This is a genomic window from Aeromicrobium changchenzhani (assembly GCF_057586615.1).
The window spans coordinates 79,531-98,999 of record NZ_CM172480.1; the positions used below are offsets into that span (position 1 = coordinate 79,531).

Consider the following 19,469-nt stretch of genomic DNA (forward strand, 5'->3'; position numbering starts at 1 on the left):
GCTCTACCGGCCGTTGTGCACGCGAGGGAGCCGGACATCCGCGGAGGGGGCCAGGACTCGGCTGCGGTCGGGTGCTTCTACGTCGCGTCGGCGGCGATGAACTCGCGGAGCAGTCGCGCGAAGCGGTCCGGGTCGTCAAGGTGCGGGAAGTGGCCCGCGCCCTCGAACAGTTCGACGCGGCAGTCGGGGAGCTCAGCCTCCACGCTGAGCGCGTGCGATGCCGGGATCATCCGATCCTTCGTGCCCCACACGATCAGGGTCGGGACTGGTTGCACGCCCCCCAGGTAGTCGTGGGCGCTGATGCTCTGCCCGCCGATGTCGATGACGGCACGGGTGGTGGCGAGGAAGGCGTGCCTGCTCTCACGGTCCCCGAGTGAACTGAACCCCCGCCAGATCGCGCTGATGTCTGAGCCAGGCCGCCAGCCAACCTTCGACGCGCCACGACCCAGTGCCTCCACCCGCGCGAGGACAGGTGCGGAGGCGAGGACGCTGAGCACCTGCGCGGCGCCGGGCAGGGTCGCAGAGCGTAAGACCAAATTCACCTCACGGCCCAGGCCGCCACTGGCAACCAGTACGAGGCGATCGACCCGTTCGGGGAAGAGGTAGAAAAACTGCATTGCAATGCCGCCACCGAGCGAGTGCCCGACGAGCGTGACCCGCTCGATCCCGAGGTGGTCAAGGAGATCGCGCATGGTCGCGGCGTGCGAGCTGAGCGAGTAATCTCCCAGGGGCTTTGCCGATTCGCCGTGACCGAAGAGGTCGGGCACGATCACCCGGTGGTTGTCATCCATCTTGTCGACGAGGTGGGCCCACTGCCGTCGGGACCCGAGGATCCCGTGGATGAAAAGCACGACGGGGCCAGAGCCACTGTCGATATAGGAGAGGTCGTGACTGTGGAGCACGACCTTGCTTGGTGCGATGCGCGCCATGGTGGTCATCCTCGAAATGGTCGTTGGACCGGGCAAGTTCATGTTATCCGGCTCAGGCTCAGAGCCCAACCGCGATCCAGGAGTCACTGGTCACGCCCCGACGCCTCGCAACGCGCAGTGAATTCCATTACGGTGTTGGACCTAGCCGGCCAGCAGCCGCTGCCAGTGGTCGCGACCGTACGCCAGGTGTCCGACCCCGCCTGTCATAGTGTCGGGATGACTTCCTTGGGGCGCAGAGCCGCTGCAGCGGTAGGACGGGCATACCGCGCGAGCGGTGCGGACCGACCATTTGGCAACCCTCTTCCTGCACACGGCGTGGCGATGGAGGGCTATTTTTGGCGGCTCACTGACCCAGCGACCGGACGCGTCGTGATTGCTCTCAACGGAGTGAACCGCGCGGACGACGGGACCTGGTCGACCCTCGGCCTTGCGGCGCATCCCCATGGCTTCTTGCACACCTCGGCCAGCCCGACGGGCTCTGCTTCCATAGACGGACTAGGCGCATTTGCCGGAGATGCCTTCCACGGCACCGCCGATCGCCTGCGAGTCGATCTCGCGCCGGACGCACGACTCGATGTCACCATCACCAATCCGGTTCCGTGGGCGCGTAAGGGCTTCGGCGGTTCGAGCGTCTTTCAGGCGATTCCTGGCCTGAATCAGTACTGGCACCCGTGGCTCCTGGGTGGATCGGCACACGGTCATGCTGTCGTCGGAGATGAGACCTGGGACATCAATGGATGGTCGGTTTACGCTGAAAAGAATTGGGGCAAGGGTGGCTTCCCCGAATCGTGGTGGTGGGGGCAAGCACAAGGCTTCGCCGACCCGTCGGTGTGTGTCGCGTTCGCAGGCGGCGAGGTCAGCGCTGGGCCGATCCGCACCACGGTGACTGCCGTCGTCGTGCTGCTGCCCGACGGCAAACTCATCCGCCTGGGCGACCCGTTGGTATCAGCGGTCCATGCCGAGGTCAGCGACGAGCGTTGGTCTCTGCACGGCCGCAGCGCCCAATGGAGTGTCGAGATCGAGGGATCGGGGAGTTTGGCCACGGCCCATGTGCTGCCGGTCCCTCTGCCTGCGGAGCGACGTAACGTTCCCGGCGCAATCGAGCACCTCGGTGCGACCATGCGGGTCACGGTCCGTCGCTGGGGCCGGGTCGTCTGGGAAGGTGAGTCGAACCTTGCCGCCCTCGAACACGGCGGTATCGACCGCGCCCGGGCCGAGGTCGAGCGCCGGGGACACGGAACGGACGCGGTCGACGCTTCGCCGATGTGATGGCCACGGCGGTGTGTGGCCACCAAGCAACGTTCTGGTGGCAGCGTCCGTATTGACTGATTCCCGCTAGGGCTGCAGGCTCTTCACCAAGCGTGTGCGCCGGCGCCGAGCGCTGAGCCTGCGGCCCAGCTCTCCGGCGACGAATCCAGTCGCGGCAACCGCGGCGTTAAGGCTCGGCTTGACGTCAAGTCCCGCGCCCATCCGACCGATCTGGGAATCGTACCATTCCGACTCTCCTGCGAACCCGATCGCCGTGGGCAGCGTGTAGCGGGGGAGGGCGCTGCCGGCAGCACCAGCCAGCAGTTTTGCTGGGAGATCTGGATCGGTGGCCATTGGACGGCCCAGGCCGATCAGGTCGACCCCCCGTCGATGAGCAAGGACTCCATCACCGAGCGCGTCCGGATCCCGCCGGTGAGCATGATCGGGACTCCGGCAGCCGCGGTGCGCGCACGTCGGACGGACGCTGCGAAGTAGGCCTCCTTGGCGTTCAAACCTCCGCCGAGTTCGGCCACCTCGCCGAACAATGCCGGATTCTCATAGGTTCCACCGGAGATCTCGGTGAAACCGCCGTGCCTGAAGTCCGAAGAGTTCAGCTTCACCCCAACAGTGAAGCCAGACCCGGTGCTTGTCCGTGCTGCCCGCACCGCCTCGAGCAGGGCACGCGAGCGACCGGCGACCTCGCCGCCCCAGGCATCGGTGCGCTGGTTCACGTGATGTGAGAGGGACTGCGCCAACAGGTACCCGTGGGCCGCGTGCACTTGTACGCCGTCGAGACCGGCGTGCTGACAAAGCGCAGCGGCAGTGCCGAACGCGGCGACGATTGCTTCGATCTCGGCTGAGCCCAAAGCGCGCGGTCGCGCGAACATGCCCATCATCGGCACAGCCGCGCTGGTGCTGGGTGCCACCGGTGTCGCGGAGAGGAATCGGTTGGTCTGCCGGCCCGGGTGGTTCAGTTGAGCGATGACCGGAGATGAGTTTGCTGCCATTCGGAGCCTGCGCCCAACGACGGTAGAGCGTCTCGTGGCGGGACGTCGGCTGGTTGTCGGCGTCAGAGAAGTTCTCGGTCATCGCCGCCTTCACGATCCGATGCGGCAGGACCAGTCCGCTGGGCAGGGTCAGCGGGGTATCGAGCTGGGCCACAAGAACTCCTCGGGTTGTCCCGCCGATGCTTCCACACGCGCGGGGCAGGCTTCAGGGGGCGCAGTTCGAGCGCTCGAAGAAATCGGGTGCAACGTTGCTCTTCGCCACGACGATGTTTCTCGATCCGGACAACCACTTCGCCAATGGATCCGGTGAGCATCCCGAGGCTACCGACCACAAAGAACCAGATGGCAACCGTCTCCGTATTCGCCCAGAAGCGGTTGGAGCGCCGTTAGGAGTTTTTGACATGTGGATTCTCCATCCGTGCGGTATGCGCAAATCAGCCTACTTTGCCCCGATTGCAATTCAACTGCCCAAGACTCGGGTCACCTTGAGGGGCATCACGCCTCAAGGTGACCGGGCGTCTCTACGTGGCACGATGACGCGGGTGCGGTGGTGGGCTAAAGGCATTCATCGTCGAGAAAGACGCACTCAGTGCTGGTCCGCACCAGGTTGGGGTGGACAAGACGTCCCAGGTCGGTAGCTTCGCTGGGTCCGTGCCAAGTCACAGGCGGAGTGCTTGATGTTCACGTGAACACTGTTGTTCGGTTGTTCGGTTGTACGAGAACGACAGCACTTTCGCGCATTCTGTCGATAGATGTGTGACGGCCAGCGATGCGATTCCAGCGCAGCCGTGACCAGCATCAAGGAGGGGTACGACGAGCAGATCTCGCGCGTATGCTGCCCTTCCTGCCTGATGAGTCATTCAGAATTCAGCCATTTTATCCCAGCCCTCTTGCTCCGGGAGGTCGACGTAGATGATGTCTGGAACCTCGGTGACGAACGGCTTGGTCTCTTGGGTGGCGAGAAACTGCTGAAAGTGGTCTGACCTGACGTGAGCCTCGCCAGCCGCTGCGTCGTCGAATGCCTCAAGGGTGAGGATGGTGTCGGGGTCGTCGACGCTGCGAAATTGCTCGTACCACTTGTTTCCCGGCTCTTGGCGCGTTGCCTCGAGGAAGGGGCGGTTTGCCGCGAGGTAGGCCTCAGCGCTGCCCGGCTTCAACTTCGTCTTGACGGTGATGAGAATCAATTCGTCTCCTAAGTAGTGATGGTGAGTTGGCGCCACGCCCGCTCCGGTTCTTTTGACCACGTGCTTACGAGCGCGTTAGCGAGCCTGCTCGCATCGACGTCGCCAATAGTCTTCCCTGAAGGTAGTCGCTGTCGGCTGGTGCCGCGGAGGGCCCGCGTACAAGTTGGCGGTGCCGATTAGAGTCCCATAGCGAAGGTGGCATCTGCCACTGCAACCATCAACTTCACGCTCAGAAGGTTTCCAGCGGCCCCAAACGGCGCACTTTTCCAATACTGTCCCCGCTACCAGTTCAAGGCCCTCACAGGAAACTGCGACAGTCATCCTCAATTCTGCGCCCGCCGGACGGTTCGTGTGGTGGCCAGGTTGGGATTTGGCTGGGGCCCTTCGCGGTTCTCCGCTAGCTCAAAGGCTAGATTTCGACCATGACCGAACCAACTCCCCTTCCTCAGCTGACTGCCGATGCCCGTGCAATGATCCCAATTTTGGGCGCTATGGGCCTTGAGGTGCTCGAGGTAACTCCGCATAGTGCGGCTGCGCGGATCCCCGCCGAGCCGAACGGCAATCACTTCGGCGCGATGTATGCGGGCTGCCTGTTCACGGTGGCGGAGGTGCTCGGCGGGCTGATGGCTGGGTTTATGGACGTGCCTGGCGGTGTGCCGCTGGTCAGGCGGCTCGAGATCGACTTCACCCGACCGGCAATGACCGCAGTCACGGCGAGGACCACGCTGTCGGAAGAGGAGGTTGTCCGGGTTCAGGCAGAGGCCATTGCCAATGGCAAGTCGAACTATGAGCTGACCAGCGAGGTCGTCGACGAATCCGGGACGGTCGTGGCCCGCACGCACGGCTACTACCAAATGCGAGTAATGGGCTGACTGTGGTCAGGTGTCTACGGCCCGGCTTCGCCGCGAGTAAGAGGCCCACTCGATCCCCGTCATCGGTTCTCGCTGCCCTCGGAGGGTGGTTAAAGAAGTTCGGGTTTCGTTGCGGTTCCGGGGTTATTTGAGGCCTGTCCTGTAGCTGCTACAGACTTGTTTGCAATGTTCCACAGACTTCACCGGCTCCACGAAGTTTTTGTAGTGTGTGTTCAGCGGGTTGTCGGTGGCCGCTGACGACCGGCGAATCTCATACTGTCCGGCTGGGTACGGATCGGTTTGAGGATTCCGGGAGTTGGGTCTGCACTGCATCCAGCTCTCCGTGGCGCCGTACAATCCAGCAGGAATCCGCGCCTACGAAAAGGCCGGGTTCGTGGAGGAGGGCCGCCGCCGCGAGGCGGTCTGGCACGACGGCAGATGGTACGACGAGGTGATGATGTCGATCATCGGTAGCGAGTGGTCGGCACGCCGCTCCCCAAGCTGACCCGGAGGGACCTCCAGGATCGACGAACGCACCAGCCCCGTCCTCGGATAGGGCGCAGTGCTTTGCCAAGGGCTCGGAGGGACAGATCAAGCACGGCAGATCGGCTTCAAGCTGCCTTGAAACCCATGGATATGAGGCGTCTCACCGGGGGCGATAGAAACTATCTCATCGGTTGATTTCATGCGCCAGAATCACAAATCTCGCGTTGCAGCGCCCGGGTCAAATCGAGCTGCATGTACCCACTCATTGGCGCAACGAATACTGGCGCAATGAGTCTGCTCGCACGCGGTATTCCGCTGGTTTCCAGTTTAGAACCGGGGCCACGTGGGCGGTGCTGGCTTGGGCTAGTCGGCTTACGCTCAGGGCCGTCGACCTATCTGTCGCTCCAGTATGAAGCCATAAGCTCGTGCGTCCAGTCGGGCTGCCTGACTTCGCCGCGGGCTGCGAACTCAGACATGTACGGCTTGATGTCCAGGACCGGGCTGCCGTCGATGGCGTCGAGCCCATTGACGGTCAAGGTGAGACCGTAGACCCCGAGAAGTCGACACACGGTGACCCCGAGGCGGTTGGGACGGGCCTTTGCGCGCTGCGCGAAGATGCCGACCTCGGGCCATTCGCTGTTCCCTCTGGGGTGACGAGCGCCGGTCTGCACCTTGTCAGCGTCAACCTGGTCGAAGAAGTAAACGACTTCGATGTGGGAGAAGTCTTGGAGTCCTCGAAGCACCTCCTCGCCAAACTGCCCGGCATCAAGAGTGATCGTCGACGTAATGCTGTCCCAATCGTCGTCTAAGGCTTCGATCCTTGGCGACGACACGGACCCGATTGGCAACAGAACTATTTCGGCCATAAACAAAATGTAGTGGCTCGTCCAGACAGACTCCACGAGCGCTGGACAAGTGAAGCGTCTCAGGCCTGATGATGCATGGATTCGGATCAGATGATGAATCCACCCTCGGTTCGGACTGTCTCGCAACCCTAGGCATCCGAAGTGTCTGATCGCGACCGTATGTGCCGGGCAATGACCCGATATCGTTCGACCGCGACGTTTTGGCGTCTAGCTGCGTCGGAACCTATGGGATTTGAGGCACATAGGTTATGCGACACCGAGCGGCCGCGATTGTCGATTCACGTGCCCATTAGAAAATCGGCGAATTCAGGCGGACGACTGTCTTCGTGAACTGATTGACGAGGTAATCCCCTCATCGTGCGGGATCTTCTGCTGGTCGGCCACCCTTAACAGGGATGCTGAGGTCAGGTTCGTGGCCATTTCATTTCGTCGGTGCTCGGCGAAAATATGTTTGCTCGTCAGTCGTTGGCTAACGATCGTGATCGTGTCAACGACGGCAATCTTGACATTCGCAGGCCTGCCAGCGATGGCTCAGGAACCTGCCAACAATTCTGTCCATGGGTCTGTCATGCAAACCATGCAACAAGCAGTCGACGAGCAAGGTGTCGCGCCGTCTGTCGAGAACCCAGATCTGGTCATACCAGAAGACGTTCGATCTCAAACTTTCTGGAGATGTCGCTGATCTTGAGTTGGACGATGACGGGGGGTCAGCGCCTACACCTCTAGATGGTGAACTCCTAGCAATGGGTGATGATGCCCCGTGGGCGCGAGACGCCAACGGATTAAAAGTTCCCACTCACTACGAAATCAGCGGCACCACACTCACCTAAGTCGTCGACCACCACGGCGGGAAATGGGCCTACGGAATCACCGCCGACCCGAGTTTTTGGTGGTGGACCGCGAATATCGCAAAATGCACAGCCGGCCTCGCTTCGTTCGCCGGCCCGTTTGCCGTCAGCAAGATTGCTAAAATTAGATCTTTCATTTCTAAGAGCGCAAAGGATCGTAAAGTCATCAAGGATCTCATGAAGTACGGCGGAGCAGGATGGTTCGGCCTTGTCTCGGGCAGTTGTTGGAATATTGTGAAGGAGGTCTTCTAGATGCCAGCGCTGATTGTTCTGTTGGTGTTGGTCACGGTTGTCGCCGCGGTCGCGGTCATGCTCTTGTTCCAGGACCTTTGGGCGGGGTCGGACCACGAGGCGAGAAGTTACAACACAATTTGGCTTCGCCTCGGTCTGTTCGCGTTGATGATTGTGGCCGGTGTCTCGGCCGGGAAGCTGGACGGTGGTACTCATCCGCGGCTGTTTTCCTACTGGGTGTTGGTTTTCATTCCGATGATGTTGGTCGCGACAGTGGCGTTGGCTAGGAACTTGGTTCGACGTCGGGGCGGTTCCGAATCGTGATGTAGCGATCATCGTGTGAGGATTACACCTATCGAGTCAGGGCCAACCCGAACGTGTTCCGTTGCGATTTCTATGGCTCGACCTGCGTAAAGTTTGTCGAGGAAGCAGACGTCGGTGACTAAAGCCGCCATCGTCCGGCTGACGGCCGCCTGCGGGATCATGGGTTCATGTGACCCACGTACGAAGGCCCACCAGTCCGACAAGCCTTAACTGACCTGTTTGCGGTCGCACGATGTCTAACCACCGATCGACGAAGCGCCGCCTGCTCACTCTTGATGCGTCGGCACACAGCGCTTTGTCGACCGCGTGCCACCAACAGAGCGCGTTCCGACGCCCGATCCTCATACGGTCACAGTGCACTCGTCCGTCGATGGCAGTTTCTAGTGGTCGTCGCAACCAATGAACTGTATCCGGGGCGCCTTGCCCACGAGCTCGAGAATGCTGCATCGGTGTCTCGCAACCCTAGGAATACGAGACTGTGGACAGGTCGGGGGATCCAGTCTTGACGTTTTCCGCTGCGGGGGTCGTGTTCACTGCAGTTCTGCGGCGCGCGCGGCAATCTCCGCAAGGATCTGATCACGCTTGTTGCGCTCGGCCGATGAGTAGAGCCTCGAGCGCAACTTCTCCTTCTGGTCGCGGAAGTTGTCCGTGACGGCGTAGGAACCGATCGGCCGGACGGCACAGGTCATGCCGCTCGCGCCATCCCAGTCCAAGGTGCCCGGCAGACCTGCTCGCACGGCTGCGGGATGCCAGGTGACGTCGACGAGGAGGGGCCCGGCCCATGGCGTCGCGACAGTCAGGCACTCGTGGACCTCCAACAGGTCGCCACCGGCTTCGCGCAGATCGGGCCACAAACTCGGAACCAACAGTCCCACGACCATAAGCCGTTCGCACCCTAGACCGACGACCTCGATGTCCTCGCGCAGCAGAGCGTGCTTTGCTGCGCACGTTCCGCGCCCAGTCGTCCTGGCACTCAATGCGGTCGGCGGGCCAGGCCATGCGTACGGCATCCGTTGAACCTTGGCCACCATGTCCGCCAAACGTTGAGGGTCCACCGTCATGTAAGCGACCATATACCGCGCGCACATCCCACTTATCCGGGCCAGGTTGGCCTCTCCAGCGCGCTGGTAGTCAGTCGTACTGTGTCGCCGTGGCTGCTCCGCAACGCTGTGGGCTATCGTCTGCCCTGTCGGCAAACGAACGATCAATACGGGCGGGATGGCGGACCATGGAGAACATCGACAGTGGCGAGGTCGACGAACTGATCGTGAAGACATTCGGCGAGCTGAAGAGTGCAGTCGATACCTACAGCAAGGGCAGCGTTGAGCTGTACAGCTCGGCGCTGAGTTCGCTGGTGCTGCTACGACAGCAGGTCGTGGCTGACGAGCGAGGCGACTCCTGACTTCTGCGTCCTGGCCAAAACCGCCGGACGCAAACCGCACCCGACCACGTCTGACTGATTGAGCCCGCCGATCTTCTAACGGGTACGTGAAGCGACGATCGCAGCAGTTCGGTGTCTCGCAACCTATGGGTGGCGAGTTCAGGTGGTGAGCGCAACACCTTGAGTTCTGTGGGGTGTTGTCGATGGGTCGACCATGGTCGCCATTGAGTGTTCGTCTAGCGTTCTGGGAAGGGTTGGACGCGGGGTTATCGGTGGCCGTCGCGGCGCAGGCGGCGGCGGTGTCGCGTCCGACCGCGTACCGGTGGTTGAGCGACCATCGGAAGGTGTTGTCACCACCGGTTCAGGATTTCAGTGTGCCCCGCGCGGGGCTTTTGTCGTTGCATGAGCGAGAGGAGATCGGCTTCCAGCTCGCGCAGGGTCAGAGGGTGCGTCGCATCGCTGCTGCGCTGGGTCGGGCGCCGTCGACGATCAGCCGGGAGGTCGCGACACCGCCGACCCCGGAAACGCCACGGCTACCGCACCCCCGCAGAAGTCCTCGCCACGCTAATGTCAAACCCAACAAATCAAACCGGTGTTGCAGACATCACCTGAATCCGCCGGTTACGAGGCAGATTAGTTACGAGACACATGCGCCGATTGTTTCGACCAACGTCCCCATGTGGCCCTTTGGCGGCGGAACGACGTGCCGCGGTCGCGTGACTGACCCGCCGGCAGGCGGTGATTGACTGCCGCATTTTCAACGTTTAAAGTTTCCTTGATGGACGACTATGTCCTGAACAGCCCGAGGCCGATCAACGGCTCGGGTTTTTACTGCCCTGACGGTAGTGGCCTCTGCATCTGCACACCCACACGTTGCACTGTTACGGAGATAACCTCTGTTCGTGCGCCTATACCAACCCGCCAGAGAGCGGCAGATCCCCTCACTGCTCTTGATGCGCTCCTCTGGTCTGGGGTCGCATTTGTCGACGCTTGCCCCCAACGTCGAAGCTGACCTTCGGGCGCAACACCCTGCGTCGGACAGGCCGTCCCTCCCGCGCTGGGGGACGATGAAGCGGCGTCCTGGCCCGAAACCGCTCTCGTTCAGTCCTGACTTCGACGACGACTATTACGACACGTACCGCGACTTTGAATACGCACGCGAATGGTCCACCCGTGACGTGGCGTTCTACTTCAGCATCAGCACCGCAGCTGTCCGCCAGTGGGTGAAGCGCGGTTACCTCATGCCGGTTCGCACACAAGAACGCACCCACATCTTCTCCTCAGCCGACGCCATAAGTGCGGGCCGTACCATCAGCCGGCGGACAAACGCGCCACTGGGAATGCGCGCGAACATCCTGCCCAGACATCACGTCCGATACGTCTCCTGCCAACTGGCGGCAGCCGCGGTCGGTGTCGCGCCATCCACCATCCGTTCCTGGGTCCACCGGGGATGCCTTGGCGCCCAGACATCGTCTGCCGGGCGCGTGGCAGTACGCGTCGGCGACGTCTTTGCCCTCGCCGGGACCAGCCGCCACCGACGCCGGACGTAGGTCAACCCTCACCCCAGGGAGGTCAACCATGAGCCCTCCCTAGCCACAGCCCTGCCCTCAACCGACCACCCAGGCCCGCTCCAACAAGCGGGCCTTTGTCATGCCCGGAGGCATCCATGCTGACTGTCGCTTTCCAAACCGCTTGCGCGTTGTGGCCCAACCGGCCAACACTCGTCCTGATCATTGCGATCGCGACTTGCGGCTACGGCCTGCGAAGCTTCGTGCGTCTCGAACCCGCGCAGCGGAACGACGTCATCCGCCTGTTCAAGGCAGCCCGGCACAAGTGAGGCCACAGATGAACGTACGCTCGCGAGGACCCCCTCCCTCTCGCACGATCTCAAGAAGCGCCTCGGCGCACAGCAGCCCTCGGGCTCCGAGACACTGCACCTGCCAAAAAAGACCGTGCTCGTCAGAGGACCCGCGTCATCGTGGGTGGAATGCCGTGTCACGCCAGTTGCGTCCGGTCAGCTCGCTGAGCGGACGTTGCCGATCTGCCAGATCTGGTAGATGTGTTTGCCCGCGGGCCTGTAAGAGAACTTGCCGACGCTGACACGGCTGTTGCGGCCCAGACCGTTCGGATGCGGTCCTCGGCGTCCATGTCGGGCGGGAACATGATTGCCTCGTTGGTTTACTCGTGGTTGCTGACCAGCAGCCCGCGGGTGCCGCTGCGGTTGGGCTCGATGATGTCGAGGTAGTCATTGTTGTAGCCGAACTGCCCCCGCCTGGGCACGGGCCGACTGTGCATCCGGATCGAGGGCCGGCGCACCCTTCAGGATGGGGTCCCCCCAACGGATGACGGGCGAGTTCTCCCATCCGACGGGGACGCCGAACTCGCGGACGCGCCGGAGGCCACATCGCGGAAGTGGCTGGTGTCCGTCGTGTTCGGAACGACCTGCGCGCAGGCGTCGCCGCATCGAAGGTGGCAGGTCACGGCGCTGCGGCTACCGCAGGTCAGACCTGCCGTGGGCAGGTTGCGGCGGTGGTCGGCTTCAACGGTCATTGCAGTTCTCCCCAGGGCTGTTGGACGGACGTCTCTGACGCTAGGCGGCCTCGTCGGCGCGCTGGGGTACTGCGGGTGACCATCCGGTCAACGGTGTCCGGTGGACGATCAACCCTGTCGGCCCTTGTACCGGGGGTTCTGTTTGTTGATCACGAAGGTGCGTCCCCGGCGGCGGACTACCTGTGCGCCTGGCTTGTCCTTGAGCGAGCGAAGTGAATTGCGGACCTTCATGGGGTGGGCCTTCCTGTGGTGGGGTCGACGAGTCCCGCGTGTACGGCGCGCACGAGGCGGCGGGGGACGCGGTACTCGACGCCGGCAACGGTGATGGGCACGAGCTGGGTAGGTGTGACTTTCCAGGAGGAGCGTCTGTGCCTGGTATTGCTCCGGGACATCTTGCGTTTCGGTACAGCCATGGTTGGCCTCTCTCTTCGTGTGGAGTCAGGCGGCGTGTCTGACCGGGCCGAGCCAGTCCTCGAATCCATCGGTGCTGGCTTCCCAGTACGGGCCCCGCTCAGCGAGCTCCTCATCGGTGAGGAGGCAGTGCTTGAACAGTGCAGCGATCTGGCGACGACCAGTGCCGATGCCGGTCACGAGGATCCGGGTGTGGGGCCGGTTGGTCAGGCCGTGCTGGCAGATGCCGACACTGAGCTGGCCGCCCGCGCCGTCCCACTCGCACATCGAATCGGGTCGGGTGGGTAGCCAGAAGCATCCCCGGGAGCGGCGCTGGCCTCCGCCGATGCCTTCGATGTTCTCGCGAAGGCGGTCCGGGTGGAACGGGCGGTCTGACCTGAGTTCCACGGTCCACACGTTGCCGATCCTGCTGCGCTCGATGCGACGTGAGTTCTGCGGGTCGACCCAGTCCTCGCCCGCCTCCTGGTCTCGTCGACCGGCCGCGAGCGCGCCGGCATCAACGGTCAGGTGGTCGGTGTGCACGGGCGCATCTGGGCGGGTCAGCATGGTCAACAGGTCACAGTCGGTGCTGCTGATGTCGCCCACCACGACCACGGCGTCGGCGTATTCGATCATCGCCGCGTTAGTCTCTGCGATCCCGCGACGATCACCCTCGGACGTCTCCAGACCCCGGTTGCACAGCAACTCATCGCCCAGCAAGTCCTGCCTGGCGTTCGGTCCATCGACGACGGCGAGCACTGCGGCGACGTGCATCTTGGAGCCCAAGTGGTTGTCGTAGGACAGGATGCGGCAGACCTGGGTGGCGTCGGCTGCGACAGGTAGATGGACGATGATCGAGGCCCACCGCCCGTCGTCGGCCAATCGCTCGAGGGTCGGCATGACGTCCTCACGGAGCGCGCAACTGACGCACGCGTGATCGAGGTTGATCTCCTCGCGTTCGACAACGCCGGTGATGTCACTGACGACGCGGGTGAGCACTTGCGCCTGCACGTCGATCGCGTGCCGGACGGCCACGGCGTGACGGACGTCCCACTGCATGCTCATCATGGCGTCAGCCATGGAGTCCTTCTCGATGCCGGTCAGCAGCAGCAGCGGCGTGCTCATGCGGTCGACCCGTAGCGACGCTCGAACCTCTGGACACGGCCCTCCGCGTCGAGGACTCGCCCCTTGCCGGTCCAGAACGGGTGGCTCGCAGTCGACACGTCGACGTCGATGACCGGGTAGATCACGCCGTCCACTTCGACGGTGTCGACGCTCGTTGCGGTGGACTTGGTGACGACCAGCAGTCCTCCCGATCGGTCGCGAAATACGACGGGCGCGTAGGTGGGGTGAATGCCCTTCTTCACGAAGTAGCTCCTCATGGGGTAGTCTTAATAAGAACGATAATCATTATACATAAGGAGCGGACGATGTCACGCGTGTGTCAGGTTACTGGGGCGGAAGTGGGGTTCGGCCATCACGTTTCGCACTCCCACCGAAGGACGAACCGGCGTTTCGACGCCAACATTCAGCGGAGGAGCTACTGGGTACCGAGCTTTGGACGAAAAGTGACGCTGCGGGTAAGTGCCCGCGGGATCAAGACCATCGACGTTCGCGGCATTGACGCTGTCGTGGCCGGCATCGCACGGCGCGGAGGGAAGGTCTGATGGCCGGTAAGTCCAGTAACATCAGGCCAGTAGTGAAGCTGCGGTCCACGGCGGGAACTGGGTCTACCTACGTCACGCGCAAGAACCGTCGCAACGATCCTGATCGTCTCTCGATGCGCAAATACGACCGAGTGGTCCGCCGGCACGTCGAGTTCCGCGAGGAGCGCTGATATGGCGAGGAAGAGCAAGATCGTCGCGAACGAGCGGCGCAAGGTGATTGTCGAACGGCATGCCGAGCGGCGCGACAAATTGCGCAGGGCGTCCAAGCACGAGTCCCTCACTCTCGAGGAGCGCCTGGCTGCCGGCCGGGCGCTGGCGAAGCTGCCGCGGGACTCCGCAGCTGTCCGAGTGCGCAACCGTGACCAGGTCGACGGGAGGCCGCGCGGCTACCTTCGCCAAGCTGGGCTGTCGCGAATCAGGTTCCGTCAGGCTGCCCACGACGGGCACCTGCCGGGAGTCACGAAGTCGAGCTGGTGAGGAGGGCATTGGCGGAGCGCCCGGGCTGCCGAGTGAGCGCCTGGTCGCGCCGCCACTGCTCTACCCGGCAGGTCAGGTAGATCAGGAACGAAGCGGTCGTGACCTAGGAGCTGGGCGGGGTCGTCGCGCCGAGGGCGAGGAAGGTGCCGCCAACCATCGAGACCAAGGTAAGCGTCATTGCCAGCAGCCGGACCGGGACACCGCTGGTACTGGCGACGCCTAGGTCGACGCTGGCAAGTCACATACACTTGACCCATGGAGTCTGACACCGCGCCTAGTGCCACCAGCGCACCGCGGTCCACCCGCCAGCGTCGTGCCGTGGCTCGCGCCATTGACGGGTTGGACCGTTTTTCCAGCACCCAAGCTGTGCACGATCGGATGAAGGCCCAAGGCGAGTCGGTCGGACTGGCCACCGTCTACCGCAACCTGCAGGTGATGGCCGACGCCGGCGAGGTCGACTTCATCCGCAACCAAGACGGCGAGATGCTGTACCGACAGTGTGGCCGACTGCACCATCATCACTTGGTCTGCCGGCGATGCGGCCGGGCCGAGGAGCTTGCTGGGGATGCGGTCGAGCAGTGGGTCGCTCAGACCGCAACCGACCACGGGTACACCCAGGTCAGCCACGAGGTTGAGATCTTCGGCCTGTGCCAGGCCTGCTCCCTCGCCGACCGTCAGGACTGAACGGCGTCGTTGAACGCAGCTGCCTGTGTGAATGCGAATGTCCGTGACGCAGCGGGCTCGACGCCCGACAACCATTGTCGCGTTGACAGTCGCAGACCTCGTCTGCATCTCCGAAACGGCTAGCATCCTGGGCGCGGGGTCGCGACTGCCGGCCCAGCAAACCAACGACGGAGCCGGATCGCGAATTGACCACGCGGAGAGCTCATCAGTCCACGAAGGCGTCAGCCGGGCATGACGGCGTCTCCGAAGTCACGTCGAGACATGCCGGCGGCCGCTCCGTAGGCCAGGCCCGCAAGCAGCACCATCGCGGAGGCGGCGACCCCGATGCTGACCCCGGCGGACTGGGCAAGGGCGCCGCACCCGACCGCACCGATTGGTGTGCCGCCCCAGGCGACCATGCGGCCGGTGGTGTTGACCCTGGCCTGCAGAGTGTCGGGCGTCAACTGTTGGCGAAGATTGATTCCGTTGAGGACTACGATGGTGTTGCCGGCGCTCCAGACCAGCAGGCATGCCCCAGACGCAACGAGCGACGTTGAAGCGGCCAGCAGCAGCACCGCAGGGATGCCAGCGCCGAGACCTCCCAAGGTGATCCAGCCGAGCGGGACGCGGCGGGTCAGGTGGGGAAGCGTGCCGGCCGCGACGAACCCACCGGCCGCGACGACGGCGAGGAGACCTCCAAGGGCGCCACCGTCGGATGACACGCCTAGTTGCTCGACCGCGAGCACCAGGAGGAGCCCGGTAACGCCACCGGCAGCAACAGAATTAGCAACCCCTAAGAGGGTGAGCGGACGGATGACGTCATGCTGCCACAAGAACGCAACCCCCTCGGCGATGTCGGACCCCACGCTGGGCCGCATAGCAGGAGTGCCGGCGGCGAACGGGCCCATAGGTCTGACGACGGCCAGGAGGCAGCCACCTGCGAGGAAATAGCACACGGCGTCGATCGCGAGCACGTCTTGCGCACTAAAGGCTGCAACCAGCAGGCCACCAAGGGCTGGACCTCCGATGCCGACCAGGGTTGATGCGGTCCATAGCGCGCTGTTCGCGCGTGAGATGTCCGCCCGACCAACGATTGCCGGTAGGGCGCCGAACGCCGCAGCATCGAACCACACAAAGGCGGACGACACGACAACTGTCACGACAAGGATGTGGAAGACATGGAGGAATCCGAGCTGGTGCGCGGCCGGCACGCTGAGCAACGCCACCGCCGCCAGCGCCTGGGCGCCAAGCATCACTCGACGTCGAGGCACCCGGTCGGCCGTTGCCCCGGCCAGCAGGCCGAACACGAGGTAGGGGGCAACCTGTAGCGCCGTGACCGCCGACGTGAGGGAGGCAGACCTTGTCAGGTCGTAGACGATGACCGGGAGTGCGACGGCCGTGAGTCCCGAGCCTATGACGGCCACCATCCGAGCGGCCCAGAACCAACGAAAGTCAGGCCCCAGGCCGCCAGAGCTCACCCGTGCAGGCCTTCGGCGACGATGCGCGCGCCTTCGATCGCCGACAGCGTGCCGGGCTGGACGTACGTGTTGTCGACTGCGACGAGCCGGCCCGTCTTCACCGCAGGAGTGCCGGCCAGGTTCGTGGCCAGATAGGCGCGGGTCTCCGCCTCGTGCTTCTCGTCGTTGACCGAGAAGACAATCGCGTCCGGCGCCTTGCCGAGCACGACCTCGGGGTTGACTTCGGCGGTGAAGAAGTCGGCGAAGCGCCCGTCGCCTGCGAAGAGGTTCTCGCCACCACCGAGCCGCAACACGTCGATCTCGACGGCGCCGCCGATCGCGTACAGCTTGCCACCCTCGACGTAGACCTGCGCGGCCCGCACAGGTGCATCATCACCGATGATGTCTGCAACCTCGGCGAGCTCGGTTCGCGCCTCCTTCTCGACGACAGCTGCGCGGTCCTGGACACCGAAGACCCTTCCGAGGAACGCTAGATCACTGAACGTGTCCTCGACGGTGCCAGCCGCTCTGCGGTCCTTGCACCCCGCCGTGGCAACGTAGGACTGCGCTCCGGCATCCTCGAGGTTGGCGTAGCTCGCAAATCCCATCTCGCTCGAGAACTCGTACTCAGTGCCGCTCAGCACGAGGTCGGGCGTCTTTGTCAGCAGCACTTCGCGAGTCGGCGGGGTATCCGAGCTCAGCGACGGAATCGCCTCGACCTGCGCGGCCATGGCTGGCGAGGGCTCACCCAAGGCGTCCTGTGCCTGGGCCACGACCTTGTCGCCGAGACCAAGCTGGATGAGCAGCTCGGTGATGCTGGGGTGCATGCTCACGACGCGCTCAGGTCGGGCGGAGATCGTGACCTCACGACCGCAGTTCGTGACGGTCACCGGTCCTGCGTCGCCTGACGCGGTCGACTCCGTGTTTTCGTCAGCAGTGACAGTGCCGCAGGCGGTGAGGGTGGCGAGGAGCACGGTGGCGCCGAGAGCACGCCATCGGGTGGGGGCGGGGGTCTTCATAGTTCTCCTGTGCTTCGAGGGGTCGTGACGCGGGCAGTGTGCCCGCGTCTGTGGGTAAGGGCGACCACGGGCCGCCCCGTCCGGGGGTGGGCGAGCAGATCACAGTCGACGTCGTAGACGTCTTCGATCCGCTCAGTCGTCAGTACCTCGCCGGGGGTCCCGATGGCCTCGAGACGCCCGCCGCGCAGCAGAGCGACGCGGTCGCAGTACGCGCCTGCAAGGGTCAGGTCGTGCAAGGCAACGACGCACGTGATGCCCAGGGAGGAGACGAGCTCGAGGAGTCCGAGCTGGTGCGAGACGTCAAGGTGGTTAGTGGGCTCGTCGAGGAGCAGTACCTGAGGCTGCTGGCACAGTGCTCTGGCCAGCAGGACGCGCTGGCGCTCGCCCCCAGACAGCGTCGGGAACGATCGACCGGACAAGTGCTCAGCATCCGCCCGGCGCAGGCTCTGTGTGGCGAGGTCGAGGTCGGATATACCCCCGGACGTACGCCGGTGAGGGATCCGTCCCAGCAGCACGACGTCCAGTACCAACAACTCAATGTCCGTCGCATGGTCCTGCGACAGCACGGCGCAGCGTCGCGCAATGGTGGCCCGACTGGCGGACGCGACGTCGAGGTCGTCGAGAGTGATGTGCCCTCGGGCGGCGGGGAGGATGCCGCAGATTGTGCGCAGCAGTGTCGATTTGCCGCTGCCGTTGGGACCGAGCAGGCCGAGCACCTCACCGCGTCGAGCCGTGAGGCTGACGTCGGTCAAGATGGGTGTGCCGTTGATGACAACTGATACTTCCTCGACGATGAGGTCGTCGATCATCGTTCGTGTCCCATCGGTCGGCGGTGCATCAGCCACAGGAAGAAGGGTGCACCGACCAAGGCCGTCACCACACCGAGCGGAATCTCGCGGGGCGACGCAGCGGTGCGAGCGATTGTGTCGACGACCACGAGCAGCACGGCGCCTGTGACCGCAGACAACGGGATGAGCGCGCGATGCCCAGCACCGATCATGAGGCGGCACACGTGCGGCACGACCATCCCGACGAATCCGATGCCCCCTGCGACCGCCACGACGGCTCCGGTCAGCAGCGACGTGACCACGAGGGTCTCGAGTCGCAATCGGGTCATGTCGACTCCGAGTGAGGTCGCGGTCTCCTCGCCTGTCATGGCCGCGTCGAGGTGGTCGGCCCTCCACACGGCGTAGGCGACGCCGAGCACGAGCGCCGCCGCGGGGATTACCAGCAGACTCCATGACGCAGAGCTGATACTGCCGAGCAGGAAGAACAGCAGGCTCGGCAGCTTGCCATGATCGGCGGTCACGGTGATCCAACCCGTCACGGCGCTGAACAGGTAAGACAGTGCGACCCCGGCGAGGACCAAGCGCAGCGGCTCGAGACGTTGTCCGCGCACCGTCAGCAGGTAGACCGCAACACCTGCCGCCGCCGCTCCGCTGAACGCCGAGCCGGTAACCAACAGACTCGGCACGGAGGCACCGAGCGCCAGAGCGCCGACTGCCCCAAGAGCGGCACCCGATGAAGCCCCGAGGACATACGGGTCGGCGAGAGGATTGCGGATGATGGCCTGCAGGATCGCTCCTACGACTGCGAGCGCAGCTCCAACGAGCGCTGCAAGAAGTACGCGTGGTACCCGGAACGCCCACACGATCTGATCCTCGACCTGCGGCCATGTGGCAGTCGTGGAACCGGGCGCGACATGCGCCCAGAGGATCCGCAGCGTCGTGCCCGGGCTGACGCCGACCGGACCGATGCCGATGCTGACGACGGAGACGACCATCAGTGCGATCAGCATCGCGCTCACTGCAAGTCTTCTGCGGCGCACTCCGGCGCGATGGACGCGCGCAGCCGAAGCGGGCGAGGCGAGGGGATCTGTCATCACTCGAGA

24 protein-coding genes and 1 pseudogene are annotated in these 19,469 nt (G+C 63.8%); 11 read left to right on the forward strand and 14 right to left on the reverse strand.

Translation table 11 applies throughout. The annotated features are described in order from the left end of the window. Window positions 1–77: 77 nt before the first annotated feature. Window positions 78–938 carry an alpha/beta fold hydrolase gene (locus AC2YB9_RS00430; protein ID WP_487266794.1) on the reverse strand — a complete coding sequence of 287 codons (861 nt, stop codon included), beginning with the start codon at window positions 936–938 and terminating at the stop codon, window positions 78–80. Between the two features lie 207 nt (window positions 939–1,145). On the opposite strand from AC2YB9_RS00430, the gene AC2YB9_RS00435 reads away from it, so the two are divergent. Continuing rightward, window positions 1,146–2,198 (forward strand): tocopherol cyclase family protein, encoded by a 1,053-nt coding sequence (locus AC2YB9_RS00435; protein ID WP_487266795.1) that lies wholly within the window; start codon window positions 1,146–1,148, stop codon window positions 2,196–2,198. Window positions 2,199–2,264: 66 nt separating this feature from the next. Here AC2YB9_RS00435 and AC2YB9_RS00440 read toward each other — a convergent pair whose 3' ends face one another. The 3 genes from AC2YB9_RS00440 to AC2YB9_RS00450 all read right to left on the reverse strand — a co-directional run bounded on the left by AC2YB9_RS00440 (window position 2,265) and on the right by AC2YB9_RS00450 (window position 4,368). Beyond that, window positions 2,265–2,531: a hypothetical protein gene (locus AC2YB9_RS00440; protein WP_487266796.1), complete on the reverse strand. Its 267-nt coding sequence runs from the start codon at window positions 2,529–2,531 to the stop codon at window positions 2,265–2,267. Window positions 2,532–2,548: 17 nt separating this feature from the next. Further along, on the reverse strand, window positions 2,549–3,184 hold the full coding sequence (locus tag AC2YB9_RS00445; protein WP_487266797.1) for an oxidoreductase: 636 nt from the start codon (window positions 3,182–3,184) through the stop codon (window positions 2,549–2,551). Between the two features lie 860 nt (window positions 3,185–4,044). Then, on the reverse strand, window positions 4,045–4,368 hold the full coding sequence (locus AC2YB9_RS00450; RefSeq protein WP_487266798.1) for a putative quinol monooxygenase: 324 nt from the start codon (window positions 4,366–4,368) through the stop codon (window positions 4,045–4,047). A gap of 422 nt (window positions 4,369–4,790) precedes the next feature. Here AC2YB9_RS00450 and AC2YB9_RS00455 point away from each other — a divergent pair, with 422 nt between their 5' ends. Then, on the forward strand, window positions 4,791–5,240 hold the full coding sequence (locus AC2YB9_RS00455; RefSeq protein ID WP_487266799.1) for a PaaI family thioesterase: 450 nt from the start codon (window positions 4,791–4,793) through the stop codon (window positions 5,238–5,240). 857 nt (window positions 5,241–6,097) lie between these two features. Here AC2YB9_RS00455 and AC2YB9_RS00460 read toward each other — a convergent pair. Beyond that, a complete protein-coding gene (locus tag AC2YB9_RS00460; protein WP_487266800.1) occupies window positions 6,098–6,571 on the reverse strand; it encodes an SAM-dependent methyltransferase in 474 nt (157 codons plus the stop codon). A gap of 1,100 nt (window positions 6,572–7,671) precedes the next feature. Here AC2YB9_RS00460 and AC2YB9_RS00465 point away from each other — a divergent pair. After that, the gene (locus AC2YB9_RS00465; RefSeq protein WP_487266801.1) at window positions 7,672–7,974 is read left to right on the forward strand and encodes a hypothetical protein; all 303 of its coding nucleotides are present in this window, start codon (window positions 7,672–7,674) and stop codon (window positions 7,972–7,974) included. 530 nt (window positions 7,975–8,504) lie between these two features. On the opposite strand, the gene AC2YB9_RS00470 is transcribed toward AC2YB9_RS00465, so the two are convergent. After that, a complete protein-coding gene (locus AC2YB9_RS00470) occupies window positions 8,505–9,035 on the reverse strand; it encodes a hypothetical protein (protein WP_487266802.1) in 531 nt (176 codons plus the stop codon). A 167-nt stretch (window positions 9,036–9,202) separates the two neighbouring features. Between AC2YB9_RS00470 and AC2YB9_RS00475 the strand changes: the two genes are divergently transcribed. From AC2YB9_RS00475 to AC2YB9_RS00490, 4 genes and pseudogenes are all read left to right on the forward strand, one after another. Further along, window positions 9,203–9,376, forward strand: coding sequence for a hypothetical protein (locus tag AC2YB9_RS00475; protein ID WP_487266803.1), 174 nt, complete (start codon window positions 9,203–9,205; stop codon window positions 9,374–9,376). 371 nt (window positions 9,377–9,747) lie between these two features. Continuing rightward, window positions 9,748–9,858 (forward strand): annotated as a pseudogene (locus tag AC2YB9_RS00480) (helix-turn-helix domain-containing protein); the annotation flags it as partial. Window positions 9,859–10,257: 399 nt separating this feature from the next. Continuing rightward, on the forward strand, window positions 10,258–10,905 hold the full coding sequence (locus AC2YB9_RS00485) for a MerR family transcriptional regulator (protein WP_487266804.1): 648 nt from the start codon (window positions 10,258–10,260) through the stop codon (window positions 10,903–10,905). Window positions 10,906–11,021: 116 nt separating this feature from the next. Beyond that, window positions 11,022–11,192 (forward strand): hypothetical protein, encoded by a 171-nt coding sequence (locus AC2YB9_RS00490; protein ID WP_487266805.1) that lies wholly within the window; start codon window positions 11,022–11,024, stop codon window positions 11,190–11,192. Between the two features lie 821 nt (window positions 11,193–12,013). Here the strand turns inward: AC2YB9_RS00490 and ykgO are convergent. From ykgO to AC2YB9_RS00510, 4 genes are read right to left on the reverse strand one after another with little or no spacing between them, the layout of a single operon-like run. After that, entirely contained in the window at window positions 12,014–12,136 is a 123-nt protein-coding gene (ykgO, locus tag AC2YB9_RS00495) for a type B 50S ribosomal protein L36 (protein WP_487266806.1), read from the reverse strand. After that, entirely contained in the window at window positions 12,133–12,318 is a 186-nt protein-coding gene (gene rpmF / locus AC2YB9_RS00500; protein ID WP_487266807.1) for a 50S ribosomal protein L32, read from the reverse strand. The genes ykgO and rpmF overlap by 4 nt, the downstream gene beginning before the upstream one ends. A 25-nt stretch (window positions 12,319–12,343) precedes the next feature. Continuing rightward, a complete protein-coding gene (locus tag AC2YB9_RS00505; RefSeq protein WP_487266808.1) occupies window positions 12,344–13,420 on the reverse strand; it encodes a CobW family GTP-binding protein in 1,077 nt (358 codons plus the stop codon). Then, window positions 13,417–13,662, reverse strand: coding sequence for a type B 50S ribosomal protein L31 (locus tag AC2YB9_RS00510; RefSeq protein WP_487266809.1), 246 nt, complete (start codon window positions 13,660–13,662; stop codon window positions 13,417–13,419). The genes AC2YB9_RS00505 and AC2YB9_RS00510 overlap by 4 nt, the downstream gene beginning before the upstream one ends. A gap of 63 nt (window positions 13,663–13,725) precedes the next feature. On the opposite strand from AC2YB9_RS00510, the gene rpmB reads away from it, so the two are divergent. The 4 genes from rpmB (at window position 13,726) to AC2YB9_RS00530 (ending at window position 15,123) form a co-directional block, all read left to right on the forward strand. Then, a complete protein-coding gene (gene rpmB, locus AC2YB9_RS00515; RefSeq protein ID WP_487266810.1) occupies window positions 13,726–13,962 on the forward strand; it encodes a 50S ribosomal protein L28 in 237 nt (78 codons plus the stop codon). After that, window positions 13,962–14,132 (forward strand): 50S ribosomal protein L33, encoded by a 171-nt coding sequence (gene rpmG / locus AC2YB9_RS00520; protein WP_487266811.1) that lies wholly within the window; start codon window positions 13,962–13,964, stop codon window positions 14,130–14,132. The genes rpmB and rpmG overlap by 1 nt, the downstream gene beginning before the upstream one ends. A 1-nt stretch (window position 14,133) precedes the next feature. Beyond that, a complete protein-coding gene (gene rpsN / locus AC2YB9_RS00525; RefSeq protein ID WP_487266812.1) occupies window positions 14,134–14,439 on the forward strand; it encodes a 30S ribosomal protein S14 in 306 nt (101 codons plus the stop codon). A 255-nt stretch (window positions 14,440–14,694) separates the two neighbouring features. Beyond that, the gene (locus AC2YB9_RS00530; protein WP_487266813.1) at window positions 14,695–15,123 is read left to right on the forward strand and encodes a Fur family transcriptional regulator; all 429 of its coding nucleotides are present in this window, start codon (window positions 14,695–14,697) and stop codon (window positions 15,121–15,123) included. Window positions 15,124–15,344: 221 nt separating this feature from the next. Here AC2YB9_RS00530 and AC2YB9_RS00535 read toward each other — a convergent pair whose 3' ends face one another. The 4 genes from AC2YB9_RS00535 to AC2YB9_RS00550 are packed head-to-tail and all read right to left on the reverse strand — an operon-like array spanning window position 15,345 to window position 19,460. Further along, on the reverse strand, window positions 15,345–16,580 hold the full coding sequence (locus AC2YB9_RS00535; RefSeq protein WP_487266814.1) for an MFS transporter: 1,236 nt from the start codon (window positions 16,578–16,580) through the stop codon (window positions 15,345–15,347). Then, window positions 16,577–17,578, reverse strand: coding sequence for an ABC transporter substrate-binding protein (locus AC2YB9_RS00540; protein WP_487266815.1), 1,002 nt, complete (start codon window positions 17,576–17,578; stop codon window positions 16,577–16,579). The genes AC2YB9_RS00535 and AC2YB9_RS00540 overlap by 4 nt, the downstream gene beginning before the upstream one ends. Continuing rightward, window positions 17,575–18,387 carry an ABC transporter ATP-binding protein gene (locus AC2YB9_RS00545; RefSeq protein WP_487268652.1) on the reverse strand — a complete coding sequence of 271 codons (813 nt, stop codon included), beginning with the start codon at window positions 18,385–18,387 and terminating at the stop codon, window positions 17,575–17,577. The genes AC2YB9_RS00540 and AC2YB9_RS00545 overlap by 4 nt, the downstream gene beginning before the upstream one ends. Then, window positions 18,384–19,460, reverse strand: coding sequence for a FecCD family ABC transporter permease (locus AC2YB9_RS00550; RefSeq protein ID WP_487266816.1), 1,077 nt, complete (start codon window positions 19,458–19,460; stop codon window positions 18,384–18,386). The genes AC2YB9_RS00545 and AC2YB9_RS00550 overlap by 4 nt, the downstream gene beginning before the upstream one ends. Between the last annotated feature and the right edge of the window lie 9 nt (window positions 19,461–19,469).

What these genes read in the sequence shown, in the direction of transcription:
- AC2YB9_RS00440 (WP_487266796.1), bottom strand. Translation starts at nt 2,531, where the DNA reads ATGGCCACCGATCCAGATCTCCCAGCAAAACTGCTGGCTGGTGCTGCC.
- AC2YB9_RS00465 (WP_487266801.1), top strand. Translation starts at nt 7,672, where the DNA reads ATGCCAGCGCTGATTGTTCTGTTGGTGTTGGTCACGGTTGTCGCCGCG.
- ykgO (WP_487266806.1), bottom strand. Translation starts at nt 12,136, where the DNA reads ATGAAGGTCCGCAATTCACTTCGCTCGCTCAAGGACAAGCCAGGCGCA.
- rpmG (WP_487266811.1), top strand. Translation starts at nt 13,962, where the DNA reads ATGGCCGGTAAGTCCAGTAACATCAGGCCAGTAGTGAAGCTGCGGTCC.
- AC2YB9_RS00435 (WP_487266795.1), top strand. Translation starts at nt 1,146, where the DNA reads ATGACTTCCTTGGGGCGCAGAGCCGCTGCAGCGGTAGGACGGGCATAC.
- AC2YB9_RS00530 (WP_487266813.1), top strand. Translation starts at nt 14,695, where the DNA reads ATGGAGTCTGACACCGCGCCTAGTGCCACCAGCGCACCGCGGTCCACC.
- AC2YB9_RS00460 (WP_487266800.1), bottom strand. Translation starts at nt 6,571, where the DNA reads ATGGCCGAAATAGTTCTGTTGCCAATCGGGTCCGTGTCGTCGCCAAGG.
- AC2YB9_RS00475 (WP_487266803.1), top strand. Translation starts at nt 9,203, where the DNA reads ATGGAGAACATCGACAGTGGCGAGGTCGACGAACTGATCGTGAAGACA.
- AC2YB9_RS00455 (WP_487266799.1), top strand. Translation starts at nt 4,791, where the DNA reads ATGACCGAACCAACTCCCCTTCCTCAGCTGACTGCCGATGCCCGTGCA.
- rpsN (WP_487266812.1), top strand. Translation starts at nt 14,134, where the DNA reads ATGGCGAGGAAGAGCAAGATCGTCGCGAACGAGCGGCGCAAGGTGATT.
- AC2YB9_RS00540 (WP_487266815.1), bottom strand. Translation starts at nt 17,578, where the DNA reads ATGAAGACCCCCGCCCCCACCCGATGGCGTGCTCTCGGCGCCACCGTG.
- AC2YB9_RS00545 (WP_487268652.1), bottom strand. Translation starts at nt 18,387, where the DNA reads ATGATCGACGACCTCATCGTCGAGGAAGTATCAGTTGTCATCAACGGC.
- AC2YB9_RS00445 (WP_487266797.1), bottom strand. Translation starts at nt 3,184, where the DNA reads ATGGCAGCAAACTCATCTCCGGTCATCGCTCAACTGAACCACCCGGGC.
- AC2YB9_RS00505 (WP_487266808.1), bottom strand. Translation starts at nt 13,420, where the DNA reads ATGAGCACGCCGCTGCTGCTGCTGACCGGCATCGAGAAGGACTCCATG.
- AC2YB9_RS00550 (WP_487266816.1), bottom strand. Translation starts at nt 19,460, where the DNA reads ATGACAGATCCCCTCGCCTCGCCCGCTTCGGCTGCGCGCGTCCATCGC.
- AC2YB9_RS00430 (WP_487266794.1), bottom strand. Translation starts at nt 938, where the DNA reads ATGACCACCATGGCGCGCATCGCACCAAGCAAGGTCGTGCTCCACAGT.
- rpmF (WP_487266807.1), bottom strand. Translation starts at nt 12,318, where the DNA reads ATGGCTGTACCGAAACGCAAGATGTCCCGGAGCAATACCAGGCACAGA.
- rpmB (WP_487266810.1), top strand. Translation starts at nt 13,726, where the DNA reads ATGTCACGCGTGTGTCAGGTTACTGGGGCGGAAGTGGGGTTCGGCCAT.
- AC2YB9_RS00490 (WP_487266805.1), top strand. Translation starts at nt 11,022, where the DNA reads ATGCTGACTGTCGCTTTCCAAACCGCTTGCGCGTTGTGGCCCAACCGG.
- AC2YB9_RS00470 (WP_487266802.1), bottom strand. Translation starts at nt 9,035, where the DNA reads ATGACGGTGGACCCTCAACGTTTGGCGGACATGGTGGCCAAGGTTCAA.